The organism is Streptococcus sp. V869 (genome assembly GCF_054353515.1).
Map to the genome: position 1 here is coordinate 17,374 of NZ_JBTHHW010000001.1, position 20,716 is coordinate 38,089.

General features: G+C 42.1%; 20 protein-coding genes, 1 pseudogene and 2 other annotated features. Of the genes and pseudogenes, 17 read left to right on the forward strand and 4 right to left on the reverse strand.

Translation table 11 applies throughout. From position 1 onward, the window contains the following. Positions 1 to 41: 41 nt before the first annotated feature. From ACXYSN_RS00175 to ACXYSN_RS00190, 4 genes are all read left to right on the forward strand, one after another. On the forward strand, positions 42 to 1,220 hold the full coding sequence (locus ACXYSN_RS00175; protein WP_458635732.1) for a galactokinase: 1,179 nt from the start codon (positions 42 to 44) through the stop codon (positions 1,218 to 1,220). 11 nt (positions 1,221 to 1,231) lie between these two features. Then, positions 1,232 to 1,891: an HAD family hydrolase gene (locus ACXYSN_RS00180; RefSeq protein WP_458635733.1), complete on the forward strand. Its 660-nt coding sequence runs from the start codon at positions 1,232 to 1,234 to the stop codon at positions 1,889 to 1,891. After that, positions 1,891 to 3,369, forward strand: coding sequence for a UDP-glucose--hexose-1-phosphate uridylyltransferase (locus tag ACXYSN_RS00185; RefSeq protein WP_458635734.1), 1,479 nt, complete (start codon positions 1,891 to 1,893; stop codon positions 3,367 to 3,369). Before ACXYSN_RS00180 ends, ACXYSN_RS00185 begins: the two co-directional genes overlap by 1 nt. Before the next feature lie 71 nt (positions 3,370 to 3,440). Then, positions 3,441 to 3,845, forward strand: coding sequence for a PaaI family thioesterase (locus ACXYSN_RS00190; protein ID WP_006149914.1), 405 nt, complete (start codon positions 3,441 to 3,443; stop codon positions 3,843 to 3,845). 65 nt (positions 3,846 to 3,910) lie between these two features. Here the strand turns inward: ACXYSN_RS00190 and ACXYSN_RS00195 are convergent. Then, a pseudogene (locus tag ACXYSN_RS00195) lies at positions 3,911 to 4,003 on the reverse strand (bleomycin resistance protein); the annotation flags it as partial. A 103-nt stretch (positions 4,004 to 4,106) separates the two neighbouring features. Between ACXYSN_RS00195 and ACXYSN_RS00200 the strand changes: the two are divergent. Further along, complete coding sequence (locus tag ACXYSN_RS00200) at positions 4,107 to 4,733, forward strand: hypothetical protein (protein ID WP_458635735.1); 627 nt, start codon at positions 4,107 to 4,109, stop codon at positions 4,731 to 4,733. 84 nt (positions 4,734 to 4,817) lie between these two features. Here ACXYSN_RS00200 and ACXYSN_RS00205 read toward each other — a convergent pair whose 3' ends face one another. Beyond that, entirely contained in the window at positions 4,818 to 5,204 is a 387-nt protein-coding gene (locus ACXYSN_RS00205) for a bleomycin resistance protein (protein ID WP_458635736.1), read from the reverse strand. Between the two features lie 11 nt (positions 5,205 to 5,215). Further along, entirely contained in the window at positions 5,216 to 6,043 is an 828-nt protein-coding gene (locus ACXYSN_RS00210; protein ID WP_458635737.1) for an exodeoxyribonuclease III, read from the reverse strand. Between the two features lie 262 nt (positions 6,044 to 6,305). Here ACXYSN_RS00210 and ACXYSN_RS00215 point away from each other — a divergent pair, with 262 nt between their 5' ends. The 12 genes from ACXYSN_RS00215 (at position 6,306) to trpA (ending at position 20,063) form a co-directional block, all read left to right on the forward strand. Further along, on the forward strand, positions 6,306 to 8,051 hold the full coding sequence (locus ACXYSN_RS00215) for an ABC transporter ATP-binding protein (RefSeq protein ID WP_458635738.1): 1,746 nt from the start codon (positions 6,306 to 6,308) through the stop codon (positions 8,049 to 8,051). Next, positions 8,041 to 9,783 carry an ABC transporter ATP-binding protein gene (locus ACXYSN_RS00220; RefSeq protein ID WP_458635739.1) on the forward strand — a complete coding sequence of 581 codons (1,743 nt, stop codon included), beginning with the start codon at positions 8,041 to 8,043 and terminating at the stop codon, positions 9,781 to 9,783. Before ACXYSN_RS00215 ends, ACXYSN_RS00220 begins: the two co-directional genes overlap by 11 nt. A gap of 105 nt (positions 9,784 to 9,888) precedes the next feature. Further along, positions 9,889 to 10,581 carry a sugar transferase gene (locus ACXYSN_RS00225; protein WP_458635740.1) on the forward strand — a complete coding sequence of 231 codons (693 nt, stop codon included), beginning with the start codon at positions 9,889 to 9,891 and terminating at the stop codon, positions 10,579 to 10,581. Positions 10,582 to 10,620: 39 nt separating this feature from the next. Continuing rightward, positions 10,621 to 11,847: a DegT/DnrJ/EryC1/StrS family aminotransferase gene (locus tag ACXYSN_RS00230; protein ID WP_458635741.1), complete on the forward strand. Its 1,227-nt coding sequence runs from the start codon at positions 10,621 to 10,623 to the stop codon at positions 11,845 to 11,847. 60 nt (positions 11,848 to 11,907) lie between these two features. Continuing rightward, positions 11,908 to 12,139: a binding site (T-box leader), on the forward strand. 185 nt (positions 12,140 to 12,324) lie between these two features. Beyond that, positions 12,325 to 13,503, forward strand: a complete 1,179-nt coding sequence (gene trpB, locus ACXYSN_RS00235) for a tryptophan synthase subunit beta (protein WP_458635742.1) — start codon at positions 12,325 to 12,327, stop codon at positions 13,501 to 13,503. Beyond that, positions 13,500 to 13,726, forward strand: a binding site (T-box leader). Its footprint overlaps the gene before it by 4 nt. 71 nt (positions 13,727 to 13,797) lie before the next feature. Beyond that, a complete protein-coding gene (trpE, locus tag ACXYSN_RS00240) occupies positions 13,798 to 15,159 on the forward strand; it encodes an anthranilate synthase component I (protein WP_458635743.1) in 1,362 nt (453 codons plus the stop codon). Beyond that, the gene (locus ACXYSN_RS00245) at positions 15,156 to 15,722 is read left to right on the forward strand and encodes an aminodeoxychorismate/anthranilate synthase component II (RefSeq protein ID WP_458635744.1); all 567 of its coding nucleotides are present in this window, start codon (positions 15,156 to 15,158) and stop codon (positions 15,720 to 15,722) included. The genes trpE and ACXYSN_RS00245 overlap by 4 nt, the downstream gene beginning before the upstream one ends. Positions 15,723 to 15,732: 10 nt before the next feature. Continuing rightward, on the forward strand, positions 15,733 to 16,737 hold the full coding sequence (trpD, locus tag ACXYSN_RS00250; protein WP_458635745.1) for an anthranilate phosphoribosyltransferase: 1,005 nt from the start codon (positions 15,733 to 15,735) through the stop codon (positions 16,735 to 16,737). Further along, the gene (gene trpC / locus ACXYSN_RS00255) at positions 16,734 to 17,501 is read left to right on the forward strand and encodes an indole-3-glycerol phosphate synthase TrpC (RefSeq protein WP_458635746.1); all 768 of its coding nucleotides are present in this window, start codon (positions 16,734 to 16,736) and stop codon (positions 17,499 to 17,501) included. The genes trpD and trpC overlap by 4 nt, the downstream gene beginning before the upstream one ends. Continuing rightward, on the forward strand, positions 17,488 to 18,087 hold the full coding sequence (locus tag ACXYSN_RS00260) for a phosphoribosylanthranilate isomerase (protein ID WP_458635747.1): 600 nt from the start codon (positions 17,488 to 17,490) through the stop codon (positions 18,085 to 18,087). The genes trpC and ACXYSN_RS00260 overlap by 14 nt, the downstream gene beginning before the upstream one ends. After that, a complete protein-coding gene (gene trpB / locus ACXYSN_RS00265; RefSeq protein WP_458635748.1) occupies positions 18,065 to 19,288 on the forward strand; it encodes a tryptophan synthase subunit beta in 1,224 nt (407 codons plus the stop codon). Before ACXYSN_RS00260 ends, trpB (ACXYSN_RS00265) begins: the two co-directional genes overlap by 23 nt. Continuing rightward, on the forward strand, positions 19,281 to 20,063 hold the full coding sequence (gene trpA, locus ACXYSN_RS00270) for a tryptophan synthase subunit alpha (protein ID WP_458635749.1): 783 nt from the start codon (positions 19,281 to 19,283) through the stop codon (positions 20,061 to 20,063). The genes trpB (ACXYSN_RS00265) and trpA overlap by 8 nt, the downstream gene beginning before the upstream one ends. Here the strand turns inward: trpA and ACXYSN_RS00275 are convergent. Continuing rightward, the gene (locus tag ACXYSN_RS00275; protein WP_458635750.1) at positions 20,032 to 20,694 is read right to left on the reverse strand and encodes a prepilin peptidase; all 663 of its coding nucleotides are present in this window, start codon (positions 20,692 to 20,694) and stop codon (positions 20,032 to 20,034) included. The genes trpA and ACXYSN_RS00275 overlap by 32 nt on opposite strands. Between the last annotated feature and the right edge of the window lie 22 nt (positions 20,695 to 20,716).

The following is a 20,716-nucleotide window of genomic DNA, read 5'->3' on the forward strand; positions in this document are numbered from 1 at the left end:
GTAAATTTTTTTACCTAACAAATTGTCAAAGGAGAATTCATATGACACAACATCTTACTGCTGATGCACTTCGCAAGGACTTTCTTTCGGTTTTTGGTCAAGAAGCAGATCAAACCTTCTTCTCACCAGGCCGTATCAACTTGATTGGGGAACACACTGACTATAACGGTGGGCATGTTTTCCCAGCAGCTATCTCACTAGGAACTTATGGGGCCGCACGCAAGCGTGATGACCAAGTATTGCGTTTTTACTCAGCTAACTTTGAGGACAAAGGCATCATCGAAGTGCCTCTAGCTAACCTTAAGTTTGAGAAAGAGCACAACTGGACCAACTATCCAAAAGGTGTCCTTCATTTCTTGCAAGAAGCAGGTCATGTGATTGATAAAGGGTTTGATTTCTATGTTTTTGGGAATATCCCAAATGGTGCGGGCTTGTCTTCTTCAGCATCCTTGGAGCTTTTAACTGGTGTCGTAGCAGAATACCTCTTTGACCTAAAATTAGACCGTCTAGACTTAGTTAAAATCGGAAAACTAACAGAAAATAACTTTATCGGTGTTAACTCAGGGATCATGGACCAATTTGCTATCGGTATGGGGGCAGACCAACGAGCTATTTACCTAGATACAAATACTCTAGAATATGACTTGGTTCCTCTTGATTTGAAAGACAATGTTGTTGTTATCATGAATACCAACAAACGCCGTGAACTTGCAGATTCTAAATATAATGAACGCCGTGCTGAGTGTGAAAAAGCAGTGGAAGAACTTCAAGTTGCCTTGGATATCCAAACCTTGGGTGAATTAGATGAGTGGGCTTTTGACGAGTACAGCTACCTGATCAAAGACGAAAATCGTTTGAAACGTGCTCGCCACGCCGTTCTTGAAAACCAACGTACTCTTAAAGCGCAAGCAGCACTTCAAGCGGGAGATTTGGAAAAATTTGGTCGTTTGATGAATGCGTCTCATGTTTCACTTGAGCATGACTATGAAGTGACTGGCTTGGAATTAGATACCCTTGTTCATGCTGCTTGGGCACAAGAAGGTGTTCTCGGTGCGCGTATGACAGGAGCAGGTTTTGGTGGTTGTGCCATTGCCTTGGTTCAAAAAGACGCTGTTGAGTTCTTTAAAGAAGCTGTAGGCAAGCACTATGAAGAAATCGTTGGCTATGCTCCAAGCTTCTATATCGCTGAAGTTGCAGGTGGTACTCGCGTTTTAGACTAGGAGAGAAGGATATGGAAGCTGTAATATTTGATTTAGATGGCTTATTAGCCGATACTGAAATCATTTCTCTAAAAGTTTATCAAGAATTGCTTAGAGATTTTGGAATTCCTTTCACAGAAGAAACTTATTCTAGAGAATACAGTGGACATAGGGAAGAGGAGAATGTTCAACGATTTTTGGACACCTATGATTTACCTTGGAATTTTGACCAAACCTTGGATAAAGTTTATGAACTGGAAGCTCAAATCTTAGCCAAAGGTGTAAATTTAAAAAAAGGTGCTAAAAATTTGCTTACCTATTTGCAAAGAGAAGGCATTCCAATCGCTTTAGCAACATCAAGTGTTGAATCTCGAGCTAGAATGATCTTGGATAGCAATGGTATACTGTCCCTATTTGACCATCTAGTTTTTGCAAAAGATGTAAAGCGAAGCAAACCATACCCTGATATATTTTTAAAGGCCTGTAGTGATTTGAACGTTTTACCAGAGAATTGCTTGGTACTAGAGGATAGCGAAGCAGGGATTGAAGCGGCATCTAGAGCTGGGATTCCAGTTATTTGTATTCCAGATTTAAAAATACCAGCACAGTCTTTCTTAAATAAAACAGAACAAGTTTTTCAGGATTTGGATGCTGTTAGAGATTATTTAGAAAGTAAGAAGGAGGTTTTCTAGTGACCTTAGTAGAAAAATTTGTTACCAAAGTCATTGCAGAAAGCACCTTTGAAGAGTTGGATCGTATCTATCTGACCAATCGTGTTTTAGCATTGGTGGGAGATGGAGTTCTCGAAGTTGAGACTGACCAAGATGGCTTGATTGATCTTAAAGATCAGCTTGTCGAGGAAGCAGTTCGATTAGGGACGATTGAAGATAGTCTGGCTGCGCGTGAGATTCTCGGTGCTGACCTCATGAACTTGGTAACCCCTTGTCCAAGTCAGGTCAATCGTGACTTTTGGGCTACTTATGCCCAGTCACCAGAGCAGGCGATTGCGGACTTCTACCAACTCAGTCAGCAAAATGACTACATCAAACTAAAGGCCATCGCAAAGAATATTGCCTATCGTGTTCCGTCTGATTACGGTGAACTGGAGATTACCATCAATCTCTCTAAGCCTGAAAAGGATCCAAAAGAGATAGCGGCAGCTAAGTTAGTCAAGTCTAGCAACTACCCTCAATGTCAACTCTGTATGGAAAATGAAGGCTACCATGGTCGTGTCAACCATCCAGCTAGAAGCAACCATCGTATTATCCGTTTTGGCATTTCTGGGCAGGAGTGGGGCTTCCAGTATTCGCCTTATGCGTACTTTAATGAGCACTGTATTTTCCTAGATAGCCAACATCGTCCCATGGCCATCAGTCGCCAAAGTTTTGAGCGTTTGTTAGCAATCGTAGAGCAGTTTCCAGGTTACTTTGCTGGTTCTAATGCTGATCTACCAATCGTGGGTGGATCTATCCTGACACACGATCATTACCAAGGTGGGCGCCATGTATTCCCAATGGAAGTGGCTCCTTTACAGAAAAGTTTTACCTTTGAAGGTTTTGAATCTGTCAAAGCAGGGATTGTTCAGTGGCCTATGTCTGTGATTCGACTAACTTCAGATTCTAAAGAGGAATTGACCAATCTTGCTGAGAAAATCTTACTTTCTTGGCGTCAATACTCAGATCCAAGTGTTCAGGTCTTGGCGGAAAGTAATGGAACACCGCATCACACCATCACACCGATTGCGCGTAAACGAGATGGGCAGTTTGAGTTGGATTTGGTCTTGCGGGACAATCAAACCTCTCCAGAGCATCCAGACGGCATCTATCATCCCCACAAGGATGTCCAACATATCAAGAAGGAAAATATCGGCTTGATTGAGGTTATGGGCTTAGCCATTTTGCCACCACGCTTGAAGGAAGAAGTGGAGCAAGTAGCAGCTTACCTGGTTGGAGAGGATGTTTTAGTAGCAGATTATCACCAAGAATGGGCAGATGAGTTGAAAGAATCCCATCCTAGATTGACTGATAAAGACCACGCTCTTGAAATCGTCCAAGAATCTGTTGGTAAAATCTTCGCTCGGGTATTGGAAGATGCAGGGGTTTACAAGCAAAAAGAAGAAGGACAGGCAGCCTTTATGCGCTTTGTAAATCATGTTGGACTTATGCCATAGTGTCAGGACCTTCCTCTTGCATACTAGTATAAAAAGTAGTATGATAGCGTTTGAAAGACTAGGAGGAATGTATGAAGGATTTTCACTTTGATGCCATATCAGCATTTGAAAATTATGAAATCAAGGAGATGAGAGATGGTCGTGTCACCGTAACTACCAAGGTCGTGAACTCTTCTCTTAACTATTATGGCAATGCCCACGGAGGTTATCTTTATACTCTGTGTGACCAAATCAGTGGCTTAGTCGTTATTTCTCTTGATTTAGATGTTGTAACCTTACAGTCTTCCATCAATTACTTAAAAGCAGGATATCTCGGAGATGAATTGACCATCAAGGGAGAGTGTGTCCATAAAGGACGTACCACCTGTGTCGTCGACGTAGACCTTATCAACCAAGATGGGAAAAATGTCTGCAAAGCAACCTTTACCATGTTTATAACAGGTGAGCGCTCAGAAGAAAAAAGAATTAGAATTTAGAAATATAAAAAAGAGGCTTATGCCTCTTTTTTATATTTACTTTTTCCGTCTAGTGCTCAATTATCTTATTCACTAAATCTTAAAAAATAGCCATCTGGATCTAAAACTGCAAATTCATGGGGATAGATATAATGGTCGCTAATACGAAATTTTCTTTTGTTATACCCTGTGCTCTTCAGCGAAAAAATGTTGCCTATTTAAATAAACTTTAAAAAATGATAAAATATTTGTAATCCAAGTACTTTAAGGAAATTCAGCATTATGAAAAGCAAAATTTTATTAGGCTTTATGACGCTCCTATCTGCATTTATACTAGCAGCATGCGGAAATGGAGACAAGAAAACAAACGAAACTACAGCAGAACCAACACCAGAAGTAACGACAACTGCTCCTACAACAACTGCTAGCTCTTTTTCTGAAGCAAAAGCAGTCTCATATGCAGATACTCAACGTATCGGACGTGATGATGTTGGGTATGTTAACGTTCCAAAAGATTGGAAACGACGCACTAAAAATATAAAGCTAATTGAGTACGATTCAAAAGATGAAATTCCCCAAGTCATACTACAATCTTTCGCTAAAAGTGACGTACATCTAACGAACCAGGACGCTTTTGGAGTAAAATTCATTGCTACTCATTATTATAATATCCTCAAAGAAGAGGAAGGTGTGGCAAATATAGACGGTGAATGGTCAATGGTAGGCAGAGAGAAAGCCTACGTGCTTAAATCACACAAAAAAGATGGAGGGTATCTTTTTGATTGGATTTTCCAAAAAGGCGAAAAAGTATACGTCATCGTACTTGAAGGTACAGAGGAAGATATCAAAACCTTCAGACCTATGCTCGAACAATCTTGGGGCTTAGATCCGAATACTCCGGGGAAATAATCCCTAAAAGACTAAAAGAGACTAATCGATGTGATTAGTCTCTTTCTTTTTTTGTTTCTTTTTCCACTGTAGTGTTCTATTATCTTATTCACTAAATCTTAAAAAATAGCCATCTGGGTCTAAAACTGCAAATTCATGTGGATAGATATACTGTTCACCGACACGAAATTCTCTTTTGGTCAAAGGACGATGAATAGGATAGTTAGACTCGATTACTTTCTGATAGAGTCGAGGGACATCCTTTATGCCAAAGGAAATGTTGACTCCACGACCAAAGGGGTAGGTCAGTTCAACTAATTCATCCTTTGTTCCCTCCTCTAACATTAGCTGGCAATCTTCAAGAGACAGGAAGAGAAATTTTTCTTCTGGTCGCTCGTATTCGATCGTAAAACCCAGTAAATCGCAGTAGAAGGAACGAGACTGTTCTATATTTGAGACTATAAACTCGGGAATAACTGCATTGTAGTCCATAAAGAAACTCCTTACAATTCAATCTCCAATACAATCGGTGTATGGTCTTGGCGTGGGCCTGAGTCAATCATGTCTGACTTGGTAACCTTGTCTGCTACACGGTTACTTGTGAGCCAGTAGTCGATTCTCCAGCCTGTGTTGTTGATTTTTGAAGTCTTGCTGCGTTGTGCCCACCAAGTGTAGCGTTCTGGAACATCGCCATGGACATGGCGGAAGGTGTCAGTAAATCCTTTAGCTAAAAGGTTTGTAAATCCTTCACGTTCTTCGTCTGTGAAACCTGGTGAACGACGGTTGCTTGCTGGGTTGGCAAGGTCAATTTCCTTGTGGGCAACGTTGTAGTCACCTGTAGCAAGAACTGATTTTTTCTTGTCTAACTCAGCCAAGTATTCCGCATATTTAACGTCCCAGACTTGACGTTCTTCCAAACGTTTGAGACCATCCCCAGCATTTGGAGTGTAGACCTGAGTCACGAAAAATTTATCAAATTCCAAAGTAATGATGCGGCCTTCCAAGTCCATAGTAGAAGGGGCGCCAATCTCTGGGAAGCTGATAGTTGGAGTGAGTTCTTTTTTATAGAGGAACATAGTTCCAGCATAGCCTTTACGCGCAGGCTCTTGAGAGGAACGCCAGGTGTTTTCGTAGCCTGGGAAGAGTTCTTCCAACACCTCAAGGTGTTTTTTTGTAGGACCTTTAGCTGAAAGCTTGGTTTCTTGGATAGCGATGATATCAGCGTCTTCGGCTACCAAAGTTTGGAGAACGTCTTGTGACAATTTCGCACGCGCAGAGTCGCTCGTCAACGCTGCATTGAGGGAATCAATGTTCCATGAGATTAGTTTCATAGTGTGTACCTTTTCATTCAGATTATAGACAATATTATACCAGAAAAAGAAGTAATTCCCCAGCGTATAGTTTGAAAAATCAAGGTCATTCCTATATAATAAAGAATGATTTATGTAAAAGATTGAAAATAAATGAAATGTTACTCCTTTGAATATCTTTATCACTGAGTATGACAAAGTTCAAGTGAGTGTCGTCACCTATGAATAAGAAAAACCTGGGGTTCATGCCTCAGGTTTCCATTTGTTATTAGAAAGGAATACTATGTCCATCATCCAAAAACTTTGGTGGTTTTTCAAGTTAGAAAAACGCCGTTACCTAGTTGGAATCGTAGCTTTGGTCTTGGTTTCTGTGCTCAACCTCATCCCACCGATGGTTATGGGGCGCGTGATTGATGCCATCACTTCGGGACGATTAACACAGGATGAGCTCCTGCTTCATCTCTTTTATCTCCTGCTTGCTGCTTTCGGGATGTACTATCTGCGTTATGTTTGGCGCATGTATATCCTAGGAACTTCCTACCGACTGGGACAAATCATGCGTTCAAGACTATTTGAACACTTTACAAAAATGTCGCCTTCTTTTTATCAGAATTATCGAACAGGGGATTTGATGGCTCATGCAACCAATGATATCAATGCTCTGACTCGTCTAGCCGGTGGTGGTGTTATGTCTGCGGTAGATGCTTCTATCACAGCCTTGGTGACTTTACTAACCATGCTCTTTAGTATTTCTTGGCAGATGACCTTGGTTGCCATTCTACCCTTGCCATTTATGGCCTATGCGACTAGTCGTCTGGGGAGAAAGACCCATAAGGCTTTCGGAGAATCACAAGCAGCCTTTTCTGAACTCAATAATAAGGTTCAAGAATCTGTATCAGGTATCAAGGTAACCAAGTCCTTTGGTTATCAATCCGATGAGTTGGCATCTTTTCAGGAAGTTAATGATTTGACCTTCCAAAAGAATCTGCAAACCATGAAATACGATAGTCTCTTTGACCCTATGGTTCTGCTTTTTGTTGGTTCTTCTTATGCCTTAACTCTCTTGGTCGGTGCCTTTATGGTGCAAGCAGGACAAGTAACTGTCGGGAATCTGGTCACTTTTATCTCTTACTTGGATATGCTGGTCTGGCCTTTGATGGCGATTGGGTTCCTCTTTAATATCACTCAGAGAGGTAAAGTCTCTTATCAACGGATTGAGAGTCTATTGTCCCAAGAGTCACCTGTCAAAGACCCAGAATCTCCACTTGACGGGATTGAAAATGAGCGTTTGGACTATGCCATTGATCGTTTTGCCTTTGAAGATGAGGAGACGCTGAAAGATATTCATTTTAGTCTCGAAAAAGGGCAAACTCTAGGCTTGGTTGGGCAAACTGGTTCAGGAAAAACAGCTCTGATTAAGTTGCTCCTACGTGAGTATGATGTTGACCAAGGAGCCATTTATCTAAATGGCCATGACATTCGTGACTATCGACTAGCTGACTTGCGTAGTTTGATGGGATACGTCCCACAGGATCAATTTCTCTTTGCCAGCTCTATCCTAGACAATATTCGTTTTGGAAATCCTGACCTGCCTTTCTCAGAAGTAGAGAAAGCAACTAAGCTGGCTCAAGTCTATCAAGACATTCAAGCTATGCCCCAGGGATTTGATACGGTTATCGGCGAAAAAGGTGTCAGTCTATCTGGTGGACAAAAGCAACGTCTGGCCATGAGTCGGGCTATGATTTTAAATCCTGATATCTTGATTTTAGATGATTCCTTGTCAGCTGTGGATGCCAAGACAGAGTTCGCGATTATCGATAATCTCAAGGAAACTCGCAAAGATAAAACGACCATCATCACTGCCCATCGACTCAGTGCAGTTGTCCATGCAGATTTGATTTTGGTCATGCAGGATGGTCGTATCATTGAGCGAGGGACACACGAAGACTTACTAGCCTTGGATGGTTGGTATGCACAAACCTATCAGTCACAACAGTTAGAAATGAAAGGAGAAGAAGATGCGCAATAAACAAGAACAATGGGCTGTATTGAAACGCTTGTTGTCCTATCTCAAGCCTTACGGTCTCCTCACCTTTTTAGCACTCGCTTTTCTCCTTACGACGACTGTTATCAAGAGTATCATCCCCTTGGTAGCTTCGCACTTTATCGACCAGTATCTACATAATCTCAACCAGCTTGCTGTTACAGTTTTGCTGGCCTACTATGGACTCTACATTCTTCAAACTATTGTCCAATATGTGGGAAACCTTCTCTTTGCGCGTGTGTCCTATAGCATTGTTAGAGATATTCGACGTGATGCCTTTGCCAATATGGAAAAGCTAGGTATGTCTTATTTTGATAAAACACCTGCAGGTTCTATCGTCTCGCGATTGACCAATGATACTGAGACTATTAGTGATATGTTTTCGGGAATCTTATCCAGCTTTATCTCAGCAGTCTTTATCTTTGTGACGACTCTTTATACCATGCTTGTTCTGGACTATCGTCTGACAGCTTTGGTTCTACTCTTTTTACCCTTGATTTTCCTTTTGGTCAATCTCTACCGTAAAAAATCGGTCAAGGTTATCGAAAAAACCAGAAGTCTCTTGTCAGATATCAACAGTAAACTTGCAGAAAACATCGAAGGGATTCGTATTATTCAAGCCTTTAATCAAGAAAAGCGCCTGCAAGAAGAGTTTGATGAGATAAACCAGGAACACCTAGTCTACGCTAACCGTTCGGTAGCCTTGGATTCCCTCTTCTTACGGCCGGCCATGAGCTTACTGAAGCTATTAGGTTATGCAGTTCTCATGGCCTATTTCGGCTATAGAGGCCTCTATATCGGGATGACAGCAGGTACCATGTATGCCTTTATCCAGTATATCAATCGTCTCTTTGATCCTTTGATAGAGGTCACGCAAAACTTCTCAATTCTTCAGACTTCGATGGTATCAGCAGGGCGAGTTTTTGCACTGATTGATCAAAGCAATTATGAACCTGTCCAAGCTGACAGTGAGTTAGCAATCAGAGAAGGGAATATTCGTTTTGAGCACGTGTGTTTTTCCTATGATGGGGTAAATCAAATTTTGGACGATATTTCCTTTTCAGTCAACAAGGGAGAAGCTATCGCCTTTGTCGGACATACAGGTTCAGGTAAGTCCTCTATTATTAATGTTCTGATGCGCTTTTATGAATTTCAGTCAGGACGGGTTTTGATAGATAATGTAGATATTCGTAACTATAGTCAGCAAGAACTAAGAAAAAACATGGGCTTGGTCTTACAGGACCCCTTCCTCTATCACGGGACTATCAAGTCTAATATTGCTATGTACCAAGATATCAGCGATGAAGAGGTTAAGTCTGCAGCAGAGTTTGTCGATGCAGATTCTTTCATTCGGGATCTTCCATTAGGCTATGATGCCCCTGTGTCTGAGCGTGGTTCGAGTTTTTCAACTGGTCAACGTCAGCTTCTTGCCTTTGCTAGAACCGTTGCCAGTCAACCGAAAATACTGATTTTGGATGAAGCGACAGCCAATATTGACTCTGAAACAGAAGCCTTGGTCCAAAATTCCCTAGCCAAGATGAGACAGGGCCGGACGACCATTGCCATTGCCCATCGTCTTTCTACCATTCAGGATGCTAACTGTATCTATGTCCTTGATAAGGGACGAATTATCGAGAGTGGAACCCACGAGGAACTTTTGGCCTTAGGAGGAACCTATCACAAGATGTATAGTTTACAAGCAGGAGCTCTTTCCTAGGGAAGAATTCCTTTAAAATACAGATTTCTTGCACAGCCTCTTTCATTTTGTGGTATAATGTAGAATGTTTAAAGATTACATATTAAAAAACAGAGGAGAATGTGCATGCTGAAATGGGATGAACTACCTCAAGAAATGCAATTAGATGAGGTAAAACCATACTACCAGCTTGTTTCTAAAAGAAAAGGCTCTCTGATTCTCAAGCGTTGTCTAGATTTGGTTCTAGCCTTGATCTTGTTAATCTTGACCTCACCCGTGTTTCTGATTCTAAGCATTTGGATCAAGCTAGATAGTAAGGGTCCAGTCATTTACAAGCAAGTCCGGGTAACCCAGTACAACCGTCATTTCAAGATTTGGAAATTCCGGACCATGGTGACGGATGCTGATAAAAAAGGAAGTCTAGTAACTTCTGCAAATGACAGTCGTATCACAAAAGTTGGAAATTTCATTCGGCGTGTTCGTTTGGATGAATTGCCGCAATTGGTCAATGTCCTCAAAGGCGAAATGTCCTTTGTGGGAACTCGTCCAGAAGTACCACGCTATACTGAGCAGTACAGCCCTGAAATGATGGCTACCTTGCTCTTGCCAGCAGGGATTACATCCCTTGCCAGCATTAACTATAAGGACGAGGATGCCATTATCAGTCAAATGACTGCAAAAGGTATGACGGTCGACCAGGCCTATGTCGAAAGAGTCCTTCCAGAAAAGATGCACTATAATCTAGCCTACCTACGTGATTTTAATTTCTTCGGGGATATTAAGATCATGTTCCAGACTGTAGTTGAAGTTTTAAAATAAAGTAGTCACAAGAGTGAATACAGTAAAAGGAGTAAAACAATGACAAAGTATAATATTCCATTTTCACCACCTGATATTACCGAAGCTGAAATTGTTGAAGTAGCCGATACCCTTCGTTCTGGTTGGATCACAACAGGTCCAAAGACAAAAGAACTAGAGCGTCGTCTGTCCGTCTATACTCAAACGCCTAAGACAGTCTGCCTCAACTCTGCAACAGCAGCTCTTGAATTGATCTTGCGCGTGCTTGAAGTGGGGCCTGGTGATGAAGTTATCGTTCCAGCTATGACTTATACAGCATCATGTAGCGTTATCACTCACGTAGGTGCTACACCAGTGATGGTTGATATCCAAGGTGATACCTTTGAAATGGACTATGACAAGCTTGAGCAAGCAATTACTGAGAAGACAAAGGTTATCATCCCAGTTGAACTTGCAGGGATTATCTGTGACTATGACCGTTTGTTCCAAGTTGTAGAAAAGAAACGTGACCTATTTACAGCTACTAGCAAGTGGCAAAAAGTCTTTAACCGTATCGTTGTTGTCTCAGATAGCGCCCATGCTTTGGGTTCAACCTACAAGGGACAACCAGCTGGTTCAATCGCTGACTTTACATCATTCTCTTTCCACGCTGTCAAGAACTTTACAACTGCTGAGGGAGGAAGTGCCACTTGGAAAGCCAATCCAGCGATTGACGATGAAGAAATGTACAAGGAATTCCAAATCCTTTCCCTTCATGGTCAAACCAAAGATGCGCTTGCCAAGATGCAACTGGGTTCATGGGAATACGATATCGTAACTCCTGCCTACAAGTGCAACATGACGGATATCATGGCTTCAATTGGTTTGGTACAATTGGATCGTTATCCTGGCTTGCTTCAACGTCGTAAGGATATCGTGAATCGCTATGACCATGGATTTGCGGGAACTCGGATTCACCCATTGGCTCATGAGACAGTTACTGTTGAATCTTGTCGTCACCTCTACATCACCCATGTAGAAGGAGCAAGTCTCGAACAACGTAACCAAATTATTCAAGAATTGGCCAAGGCAGGAATCGCAAGTAACGTTCACTACAAACCGCTTCCACTTTTGACAGCCTATAAGAATCTTGGCTTTGACATGGCAGATTATCCGCGAGCTTATGCCTTCTTTGTAAACGAAATTACACTGCCACTTCACACGAAATTAACGGATGAAGAAGTAGACTATATCATTGAGACTTTTGTCAGAGTTTCCGAAGAAGTTCTAGGTGCTTCACAAAAATAATTAAAAAAATTAGTAAAAAATGAATGAAAACGGTTGACAAAGAAAAAGCAATAACATATAATTAACTCAACAAATCAGAAAAGTAATTATTTTAGATCTTCAGGGAGCCTGTGGTTGCTGCGAACAGGTGGTTGAAAATAGTGAAATTGGGCTGATTTGAAAAAATGAATTTGAAACAATGAAAATTCGGTAGGCACACCTTACAGTGCAACTTGTTGTTAGACAAGGCAGAGATGTAAAGGGGATATTCTCTTTACAATTGAGGTGGTACCGCGTTACGAACGCCCTCACATGGAAATATATTCCGTGTGTGGGCTTTTTCTATCCGTTATTTTGTTTGTCCTTTATTAGGGAGTTAACTGAGAGTAATATTCAAGTTTCACTTGTTCTTTTAGTAAAGGCTGAAATGGTCCCCCAGACCATTTCACTACCAAAAGCAAACAAAAAGCCGGATTCATACAGAAGGAGGAAAAATTTATGACAACTAAAGGATATTTTGGACAATTTGGTGGTAGTTTTGTACCAGAACCAATTCAGGTTTTACTAGATGAATTGGAAGTGACTTTTGAAAAATACAAGGATGATCCAGAGTTTTTAGCTGAGTTTCGTCATTACTTGAAGGACTATTCGGGTCGTGAAACACCGCTTTACTATGCAGAGAGCTTGACAGATCATTTAGGTGGAGCTAAGATTTATCTCAAACGTGAAGACCTGAACCATCTTGGTTCTCACAAGCTCAACAACGTTTTAGGACAAATCCTTCTAGCAAAACGCATGGGTAAAAAGCGTGTCATTGCTGAGACAGGAGCTGGCCAGCACGGTGTTGCGACAGCTGCAGCTGCAGCTAAGTTTGGTATGGCATGTGATGTCTACATGGGGGCAGAAGATGTGGAGCGTCAACGTCTCAATGTCTTCCGCATGGAGATGATGGGAGCAACTGTTCACGCAGTTGAAACTGGTACTCGTACCCTCAAAGATGCGGTTGACGCAGCCTTTGGAGCATGGATGAATGACCTTGAAGCCTTCTACGTTTTAGGTTCTGCTGTGGGACCTCATCCTTATCCAACGATTGTTCATGAATTCCAAAAAGTCATCAGTGAAGAATCACGTCGTCAAATCTTGGAAAAAGAAGGACGTCTACCAGACTACGTCATTGCCTGTGTAGGTGGTGGTTCTAATGCCATCGGTGCCTTTTCACAGTATGTAGATGATGAAGAAGTCAAATTGGTTGGGGTAGAAGCTGCTGGTCACGGTTTAGATACCGACAAACACGCAGCAACTATGACTAAGGGTAGCGTCGGAATTGTTGATGGTATGAAGACCTATGCAGTCTTTAAGGAAGATGGGGAACTTGCTCCAGTCTACTCTATTTCAGCAGGTTTGGACTATCCAGGGGTTGGTCCAGAACATGCCTTCTTTAAAGACTCTGGTCGAGTAGAATATGTAGCAGCGACAGACGAAGAAGCTGTCCAAGCCTTGCTTTTATTAAGCAAAACAGAAGGAATCATCCCTGCAATTGAAAGCTCACATGCTATTGCTGAAGCAGTCAAACGTGCACCGAAACTAAGTAAAGATGAGATTATCATCATCAATGTCTCTGGTCGTGGAGACAAGGACGTAGCTGCCATTGCAGACTACCTTGAAGCTAAAAAATAAAAGATGGAAAAGATACAGAGATTTCTCTCACAGAGAGCTTGTGGTTGCTGAAAACAAGTAGAGAAAGCTGTAAGATTGGGTCCATCTGAAAATGAGAGAAGAAAACATGATTCTCAAGGGAGTGCCCTTTATCGCACAGCCTGTTACAAGAAGGTTCTGAGACAGGAATGAGAGATAGGAGAAATCCTATAATTGAGGTGGCACCGCGAATTTCGTCCTCACGCAAGTTATTTTGCGTGGGGATTTTTTGTAGAATCAACACGGGATTTAAGAAGAACTGAAAAGGAAATTACAATGGAACGAATCATTCATGGAGATGTTTTATCACCAATCTTGGCGTATATGCGTTTAAAGGGACAACACAAGGTCATACTTGAAAGTATCCCAAGAGAAAAGGAAAATGCTCGATTTTCTATCTTGGCCTATAATCCAGTTTTTGAGATTAAGTTTGAGAATGGAGTTCTTTATCAAAATGGGCAAGTCATTGATCGTGATCCCTTGGATTTCCTCTATGAGGTGACTCATAAGAGCCAGCACCATTCAGACCTACCTTTTGGTGGTGGAGCGATTGGCTTTGTTGATTACGATATGATTTCTCTCTATGAAGAGATTGGCCAGCTCCCTGTGGATACGATTGGGACGCCAGATATGCATTTCTTCGTATATGAGAGTTATATAGTTTTTGACCATAAGAAAGAAAAAATTCATATCATAGAGGATGCTCTCTATAGTGAACGTAGTAATGAAGAACTAGAAGTGGCTTTACAACAGGTTTTAGAAGAGTTGAAAATCCCTGCTCCAAATGAATTTGAAGATTTGGACCTTTCTCCACTTCAGTTTAGTCCACATATTGCACATCAGAAATTTGAAGAAATGGTAGAAACAGCTCGCGACTTGATTCGCAATGGAGATATGTTCCAATGCGTGCTCAGTCAGCGTTTCTCCGCAGAGGTAACTGGAAATCCTTTTGACTTTTACAGAAATCTCCGCGTGACTAATCCATCTAATTACCTCTACTTTTACGACTTTGGAGATTATCAAATCATCGGTGCCAGTCCTGAGAGCTTGGTTTCCGTCAAGAATGGTATCGTGACAACCAATCCAATTGCAGGGACGCGACCTAGAGGTACCAATGATGAGGAAGATGCAGCACTTGCAAGTGATCTACTTTCTGATGAAAAGGAAACGGCAGAACACCGAATGCTAGTGGACCTAGGACGCAATGATATCGGTAGAATTGCTGAAACAGCAAGTGTCCAAGTAACCAAGTATATGGAAGTGGAACTTTTCCGCTATGTCATGCATTTGACTAGCGTAGTAAAAGGACGTTTGTTGCCAGAACTAACTGCCATGGATGCCTTGAAAGCGACTCTTCCGGCAGGAACAGTTTCTGGGGCCCCTAAGATTCGTGCTATGAAACGCATATATGAGTTGGAAACAGAGAAGCGAGGCGTTTATGCCGGAGCTATCGGCTACCTTTCAGCAACTGGTGATATGGACTTTGCCATTGCTATTCGAACCATGATTCTTAAAAATAAAACAGCCTACGTACAGGCTGGTGCAGGAATTGTTTATGATTCTATCGCTCAAAACGAATACCAAGAAACCATTAATAAAGCTAAATCTATGACTAGAATGGGAGAACTAAGACCATGATTTTATTGATTGATAATTATGATTCATTTACCTATAACTTGGCTCAATACATTGGGAATTTCGCAGAAGTTCAGGTTTTGAGAAATGATGATCCAACCCTTTATGAAGAAGCTATAAAGGCAGATGGACTGGTCTTTTCTCCTGGTCCAGGTTGGCCAGCTGATGCTGGGAAAATGGAAGAAATGATTCGTGATTTTGCAGGTAAGAAACCGATTCTAGGGATTTGTTTGGGGCACCAGGCCATCGCAGAAGTCTTTGGTGGCAAGTTGGGCTTGGCTCCAAAAGTCATGCACGGTAAACAAAGCCAGATTCGATTTGAGACTCCATCCATTCTCTATCAAGGAATCGAGGACAATCGTCCAGTCATGCGTTACCACAGTATTTTAATTGAAGAGATGCCAGAAGAGTTTGAAGTGACAGCTCGTTCGACAGATGACCAAGCTATTATGGGGATTCAACACAAAACCTTACCGATTTATGGCTTGCAGTATCATCCAGAAAGTATTGGAACGCCAGATGGCCTATCTTCTATTCAGAATTTTATCGAGAAAGTTGTAAAGTGAGGAAGACAAAATGAAAGAAATTATTGAAAAATTAGCGAACTTTGAAGATTTATCAAGTGTTGAAATGACAGATGTGATCGAACGCATCGTGACAGGGCGAGTGACAGAAGCGCAAATCGCTTCACTACTTTTAGCCCTCAAGATGAAGGGAGAAACACCTGAGGAAAGAACAGCCCTCGCTCAAGTTATGAGAGGGCATGCTCAACACATTCCAACCAACATTCAAGATGCTATGGATAACTGCGGTACAGGTGGAGATAAGTCATTTAGCTTTAACATCTCAACAACTGCAGCCTTTGTCTTGGCAGGTGGTGGCATCCACATGGCCAAACATGGAAATCGTTCTATCTCTTCTAAATCTGGTTCAGCAGATGTCTTGCAAGCTTTGGGAATCAATATTGACCTCAAGCCATCACAATTGGGTAAGGTATTTGACCAAACAGGAATCGTCTTTCTCTTTGCCAAAAACATGCACCCAGCCATGAAATATATCATGCCAGCACGCTTGGAATTGGGAATTCCAACTATCATGAATTTGACAGGCCCACTGATTCACCCAATGGTCTTGGAAACACAGCTTCTAGGAATTAGTCGTCCTGAACTTCTGGAAAGTACTGCTCAGGTTTTGAAAAACATGGGTCGCAAACGCGCTATTGTAGTAGCTGGTCCAGAAGGGTTGGACGAAGCTGGTTTGAATGGAACTACCAGCATTGCCCTTCTTGAAAATGGAGAAATTACTTTGTCAACTTTTACTCCAGAAGATTTGGAAATGGAACGTATTGCCATTGAGGACATTCGTGGGGGAAATGCTCATGAGAATGCAGCCATCCTTGTCAGCGTTCTTAATAATGAACCAAGTCCATTCTTGGAAACAACAGTCTTAAATGCTGGCCTTGGTTTTTATGCCAATGGTAAGGTAGATAGTATCAAAGACGGAGTTGAAATGGCACGTCAAGTAATTGCTAGTGGTAAGGCCCTTGAAAAACTTCGACTATTACAGGAGTACCAAAAATGAGTCAGGAATTTTTGTCACGTATCTTAGAGCAGAAGGCGCGTGAAGTTGAAAAGATGGAGCTAGAGGAACTTCAGCCCTTGCGTGAAAGCTATCGCTTAGCGGAATATTTGAAAAACCATCAGGACTGCTTGCAAATTATTGCGGAGGTCAAGAAGGCGAGTCCAAGTATGGGTGATATCAACCTGGATGTGGATATCGTTCAACAGGCTCAGACTTACGAGGCTAACGGCGCTGTTATGATTTCTGTTCTGACAGACGAAGTTTTCTTCAAAGGTCATTTGGAGTACCTTCGTGAGATTTCCAGTCAGGTAGAGATTCCGACACTGAACAAGGATTTTATTATCGATGAAAAGCAAATCATCCGAGCTCGCAATGCAGGTGCGACAGTTATCTTGCTCATCGTAGCGGCTTTATCAGAAGAACGCCTCAAGGAACTGTATGACTATGCGACAGAGCTAGATCTAGAAGTTTTGGTGGAAACTCATAATCTAGCAGAGCTAGAAGTTGCCCACCGTCTTGGCGCTCAAATTATTGGTGTGAATAATCGTAATTTGACTACCTTTGAAGTTGACTTACAGACCAGTGTAGACTTAACCCAATACTTTAAGGACGATTGCTTGTACATTTCTGAATCTGCTATTTTTACAGAAGCAGATGCAAAACGAGTTGCACCCTACTTTAACGGAATTTTGGTAGGAACAGCCCTCATGCAAGCAGAAGACGTCGCACAGAGAATCAAGGAGTTGCAGATTGATAAAGGTTAAGATTTGTGGACTATCGACCAAAGGAGCAGTAGAGGTAGCTGTGTCAGCAGGGGTCGACTACATCGGTTTTGTCTTTGCTCCTAGCAAAAGACAGATGACCTTGGAACAAGCAGCAGAGCTGGCTAAGATTATTCCTACAAATGTAAAAAAAGTTGGGGTATTTGTTTCACCAAGTCGGGAAGAATTACTAGAAGCGATTGACAAGGTCGGCTTGGACTTGGTGCAGGTTCATGGTCAGGTGGCGGATGATTTGTTTGAGAATTTACCTTGTGCCAGTATCCAAGCTGTACAAGTCGATGGAAATGGTCACGTGCCAAGTTCTCAGGCAGATTATCTCCTCTTTGATGCACCTGTCGCTGGAAGTGGTCAAACCTTTGATTGGGGGCAACTGGATACGACAGAACTATATCAGCCTTTCTTCATCGCAGGTGGGCTCAATGATAATAATGTAGAAGAAGCAATTCAACACTTTACTCCCTTTGCAGTAGATGTATCAAGTGGGGTAGAAACAGACGGACAAAAAGATCATGAAAAGATTAGAAGATTTATAGAGAGGGTTAAGCATGGCATATCAAGAACCAAATAAAGAAGGATTTTACGGGAAATTCGGTGGACGTTTTGTCCCAGAAACATTGATGACAGCAGTATTGGAGTTGGAAGAGGCTTATCGTGAAAGTCAGGCAGATCCAAGTTTCCAAGAAGAGTTAAACCAACTTTTGCGCCAGTATGTAGGTCGTGAAACACCTCTCTACTACGCAAAAAACTTAACCCAGCATATCGGCGGAGCCAAGATTTACCTCAAACGTGAAGACCTCAACCATACAGGTGCACACAAGATTAACAATGCCTTGGGCCAAGTTCTTCTCGCTAAACGCATGGGCAAAAAGAAAATTATTGCTGAAACAGGTGCCGGTCAACATGGTGTGGCAACTGCGACTGCTGCGGCCCTCTTTAACATGGAATGTACTATCTATATGGGTGAGGAAGATGTTAAACGCCAAGCCCTCAATGTCTTCCGTATGGAACTTTTAGGAGCCAAGGTGGAAGCTGTAATAGATGGTTCGCGCGTGCTCAAAGACGCGGTCAATGCAGCCCTTCGTTCATGGGTAGCCAACATCGATGATACCCACTATATCCTTGGTTCTGCCTTGGGGCCTCATCCTTTTCCAGAAATTGTGCGTGATTTCCAAAGTGTTATCGGTCGAGAAGCAAAACAACAGTACCGTGACTTGACAGGGCAAGATTTGCCAGATGCCCTAGTAGCCTGTGTTGGTGGTGGTTCTAATGCTATCGGTCTCTTCCATCCATTTGTGGAAGATGAATCTGTAGCTATGTATGGAGCTGAAGCGGCAGGACTTGGTGTGGATACAGAGCATCACGCAGCTACCTTGACCAAGGGTCGCCCAGGAGTTCTTCACGGTTCTCTCATGGATGTTCTCCAAGATGCCCATGGACAAATCTTAGAAGCCTTCTCTATCTCAGCAGGTTTGGACTACCCAGGTATCGGTCCAGAACATTCTCATTACCACGATATCAAACGCGCGACCTATGTTCCTGTGACAGATGAGGAAGCCTTGGAAGGATTCCAACTCTTGTCTCGTGTGGAAGGGATTATCCCAGCTTTGGAGTCTAGTCATGCTATCGCCTTTGCGGTGAAATTAGCCAAAGAACTTGGCCCAGATAAGTCTATGATTGTCTGTCTATCAGGTCGAGGGGACAAGGATGTAGTTCAAGTCAAAGACCGTTTGGAAGCAGACGCAGCAAAGAAGGGAGAAGCTCATGCCTAAGACACTAACAGAAAAACTGAACGCTATCAAGGCAACCGGAAAGGGAATTTTTGTCCCCTATATTATGGCTGGAGATCACGAAAAAGGATTAGATGGTCTCGGTGAAACAATTCACTTTTTAGAAAATTTAGGTGTGTCTGCCATTGAGGTAGGAGTTCCCTTCTCGGATCCGGTTGCAGATGGTCCTGTTATCGAAGAAGCCGGCTTGCGCAGTCTAGCTCGCGGAACCTCTACCCAGGCTTTGGTTGAAACCTTGAAAACCATTGAAACAGAAATTCCGCTTGTCATCATGACCTACTTTAACCCCCTCTTTCAGTACGGTGTGGAGAAATTGGTTAAAAATCTTGCTGATACAGCAGTCAAGGGCTTGATTATCCCAGACCTCCCTCATGAACATGCCAATTTTGTAGAGCCATATTTGGCGGATACAGACATTGCTTTAATTCCACTTGTCAGCTTGACGACAGGAATTGAGCGTCAAAAGGAACTCATTGAAGGGGCAGAAGGATTTGTCTATGCCGTTGCTATCAATGGGGTAACAGGAAAATCAGGAAATTACCGAGATGACTTGGACAAGCACTTGTCTCAACTTCATCAAGTGGCCGACATTCCAGTACTGACAGGATTTGGTGTATCCACCCAGGCTGATGTAGAACGCTTCAATGCTGTATCAGACGGTGTTATCGTCGGTTCCAAGATTGTTAAGGCTCTGCATGAAGGACAAGTAGCAGAAATCGCTGACTTTATCCGAGAAGCAGTGGCTTACCAAAAATAATCACACAAGTAGCAAGCAAGAGGAAAGGCACGAAGGGAAGTCTTTCCTTTTTCTTTAGCAGGAGAAAGACTAGTATGCCGGTAGTGGAAGCGAATTGAATTAAAATCAGTATTTCTGTAAGTGTAAAAACTAGTGAACAAGAAGACAGAAATAGAAAATCACCTGCCCCAATGCGAATATCAATAACATGGGAAATGATTCCAAGAACTAGGAAGAAAACCATGATTAGATTCCAACTAGAGCAAATCATGAGGATTAAGTGAAATATTAGCCAGACGATTAAGGGGTATTCTTGATGTCGAAAGTCATAGATTCCCAAAGTTAAACCGGCAGTGATTAGGATGACTTGACTCAAGGTTAGAATTTTCCAAGAAAAAGCTAGAAAGAGCAGTCCCGAGCCTAACTCAAAGAAAGCATACCAGAAAGGATATCGTACCTTACAATAGCGACAGCGAAAGCGCCCAATTACTTGAGAAACAATTGGAATCAAATCCAGAGGTCTCAAAGGAGTCTGACAAGAATCACAGTGACTTGCAGGAAATACGATGGATTGTTCAGGAAAGCGATCAATGACCAAGCCTAGAAAGGAAGCAAGAATCGTTCCAACAAGAAAAAAGTAAAGATGAATCATACTTATTTATTCGGAAAAAATA

What these genes read in the sequence shown, in the direction of transcription:
- trpB (WP_458635748.1), top strand. Translation starts at nt 18,065, where the DNA reads ATGGCATATCAAGAACCAAATAAAGAAGGATTTTACGGGAAATTCGGT.
- trpE (WP_458635743.1), top strand. Translation starts at nt 13,798, where the DNA reads ATGGAACGAATCATTCATGGAGATGTTTTATCACCAATCTTGGCGTAT.
- ACXYSN_RS00225 (WP_458635740.1), top strand. Translation starts at nt 9,889, where the DNA reads ATGCTGAAATGGGATGAACTACCTCAAGAAATGCAATTAGATGAGGTA.
- ACXYSN_RS00190 (WP_006149914.1), top strand. Translation starts at nt 3,441, where the DNA reads ATGAAGGATTTTCACTTTGATGCCATATCAGCATTTGAAAATTATGAA.
- ACXYSN_RS00275 (WP_458635750.1), bottom strand. Translation starts at nt 20,694, where the DNA reads ATGATTCATCTTTACTTTTTTCTTGTTGGAACGATTCTTGCTTCCTTT.
- trpB (WP_458635742.1), top strand. Translation starts at nt 12,325, where the DNA reads ATGACAACTAAAGGATATTTTGGACAATTTGGTGGTAGTTTTGTACCA.
- ACXYSN_RS00200 (WP_458635735.1), top strand. Translation starts at nt 4,107, where the DNA reads ATGAAAAGCAAAATTTTATTAGGCTTTATGACGCTCCTATCTGCATTT.
- ACXYSN_RS00245 (WP_458635744.1), top strand. Translation starts at nt 15,156, where the DNA reads ATGATTTTATTGATTGATAATTATGATTCATTTACCTATAACTTGGCT.
- ACXYSN_RS00220 (WP_458635739.1), top strand. Translation starts at nt 8,041, where the DNA reads ATGCGCAATAAACAAGAACAATGGGCTGTATTGAAACGCTTGTTGTCC.
- ACXYSN_RS00180 (WP_458635733.1), top strand. Translation starts at nt 1,232, where the DNA reads ATGGAAGCTGTAATATTTGATTTAGATGGCTTATTAGCCGATACTGAA.
- ACXYSN_RS00210 (WP_458635737.1), bottom strand. Translation starts at nt 6,043, where the DNA reads ATGAAACTAATCTCATGGAACATTGATTCCCTCAATGCAGCGTTGACG.
- trpD (WP_458635745.1), top strand. Translation starts at nt 15,733, where the DNA reads ATGAAAGAAATTATTGAAAAATTAGCGAACTTTGAAGATTTATCAAGT.
- ACXYSN_RS00230 (WP_458635741.1), top strand. Translation starts at nt 10,621, where the DNA reads ATGACAAAGTATAATATTCCATTTTCACCACCTGATATTACCGAAGCT.
- ACXYSN_RS00215 (WP_458635738.1), top strand. Translation starts at nt 6,306, where the DNA reads ATGTCCATCATCCAAAAACTTTGGTGGTTTTTCAAGTTAGAAAAACGC.
- ACXYSN_RS00175 (WP_458635732.1), top strand. Translation starts at nt 42, where the DNA reads ATGACACAACATCTTACTGCTGATGCACTTCGCAAGGACTTTCTTTCG.
- trpC (WP_458635746.1), top strand. Translation starts at nt 16,734, where the DNA reads ATGAGTCAGGAATTTTTGTCACGTATCTTAGAGCAGAAGGCGCGTGAA.
- ACXYSN_RS00205 (WP_458635736.1), bottom strand. Translation starts at nt 5,204, where the DNA reads ATGGACTACAATGCAGTTATTCCCGAGTTTATAGTCTCAAATATAGAA.
- trpA (WP_458635749.1), top strand. Translation starts at nt 19,281, where the DNA reads ATGCCTAAGACACTAACAGAAAAACTGAACGCTATCAAGGCAACCGGA.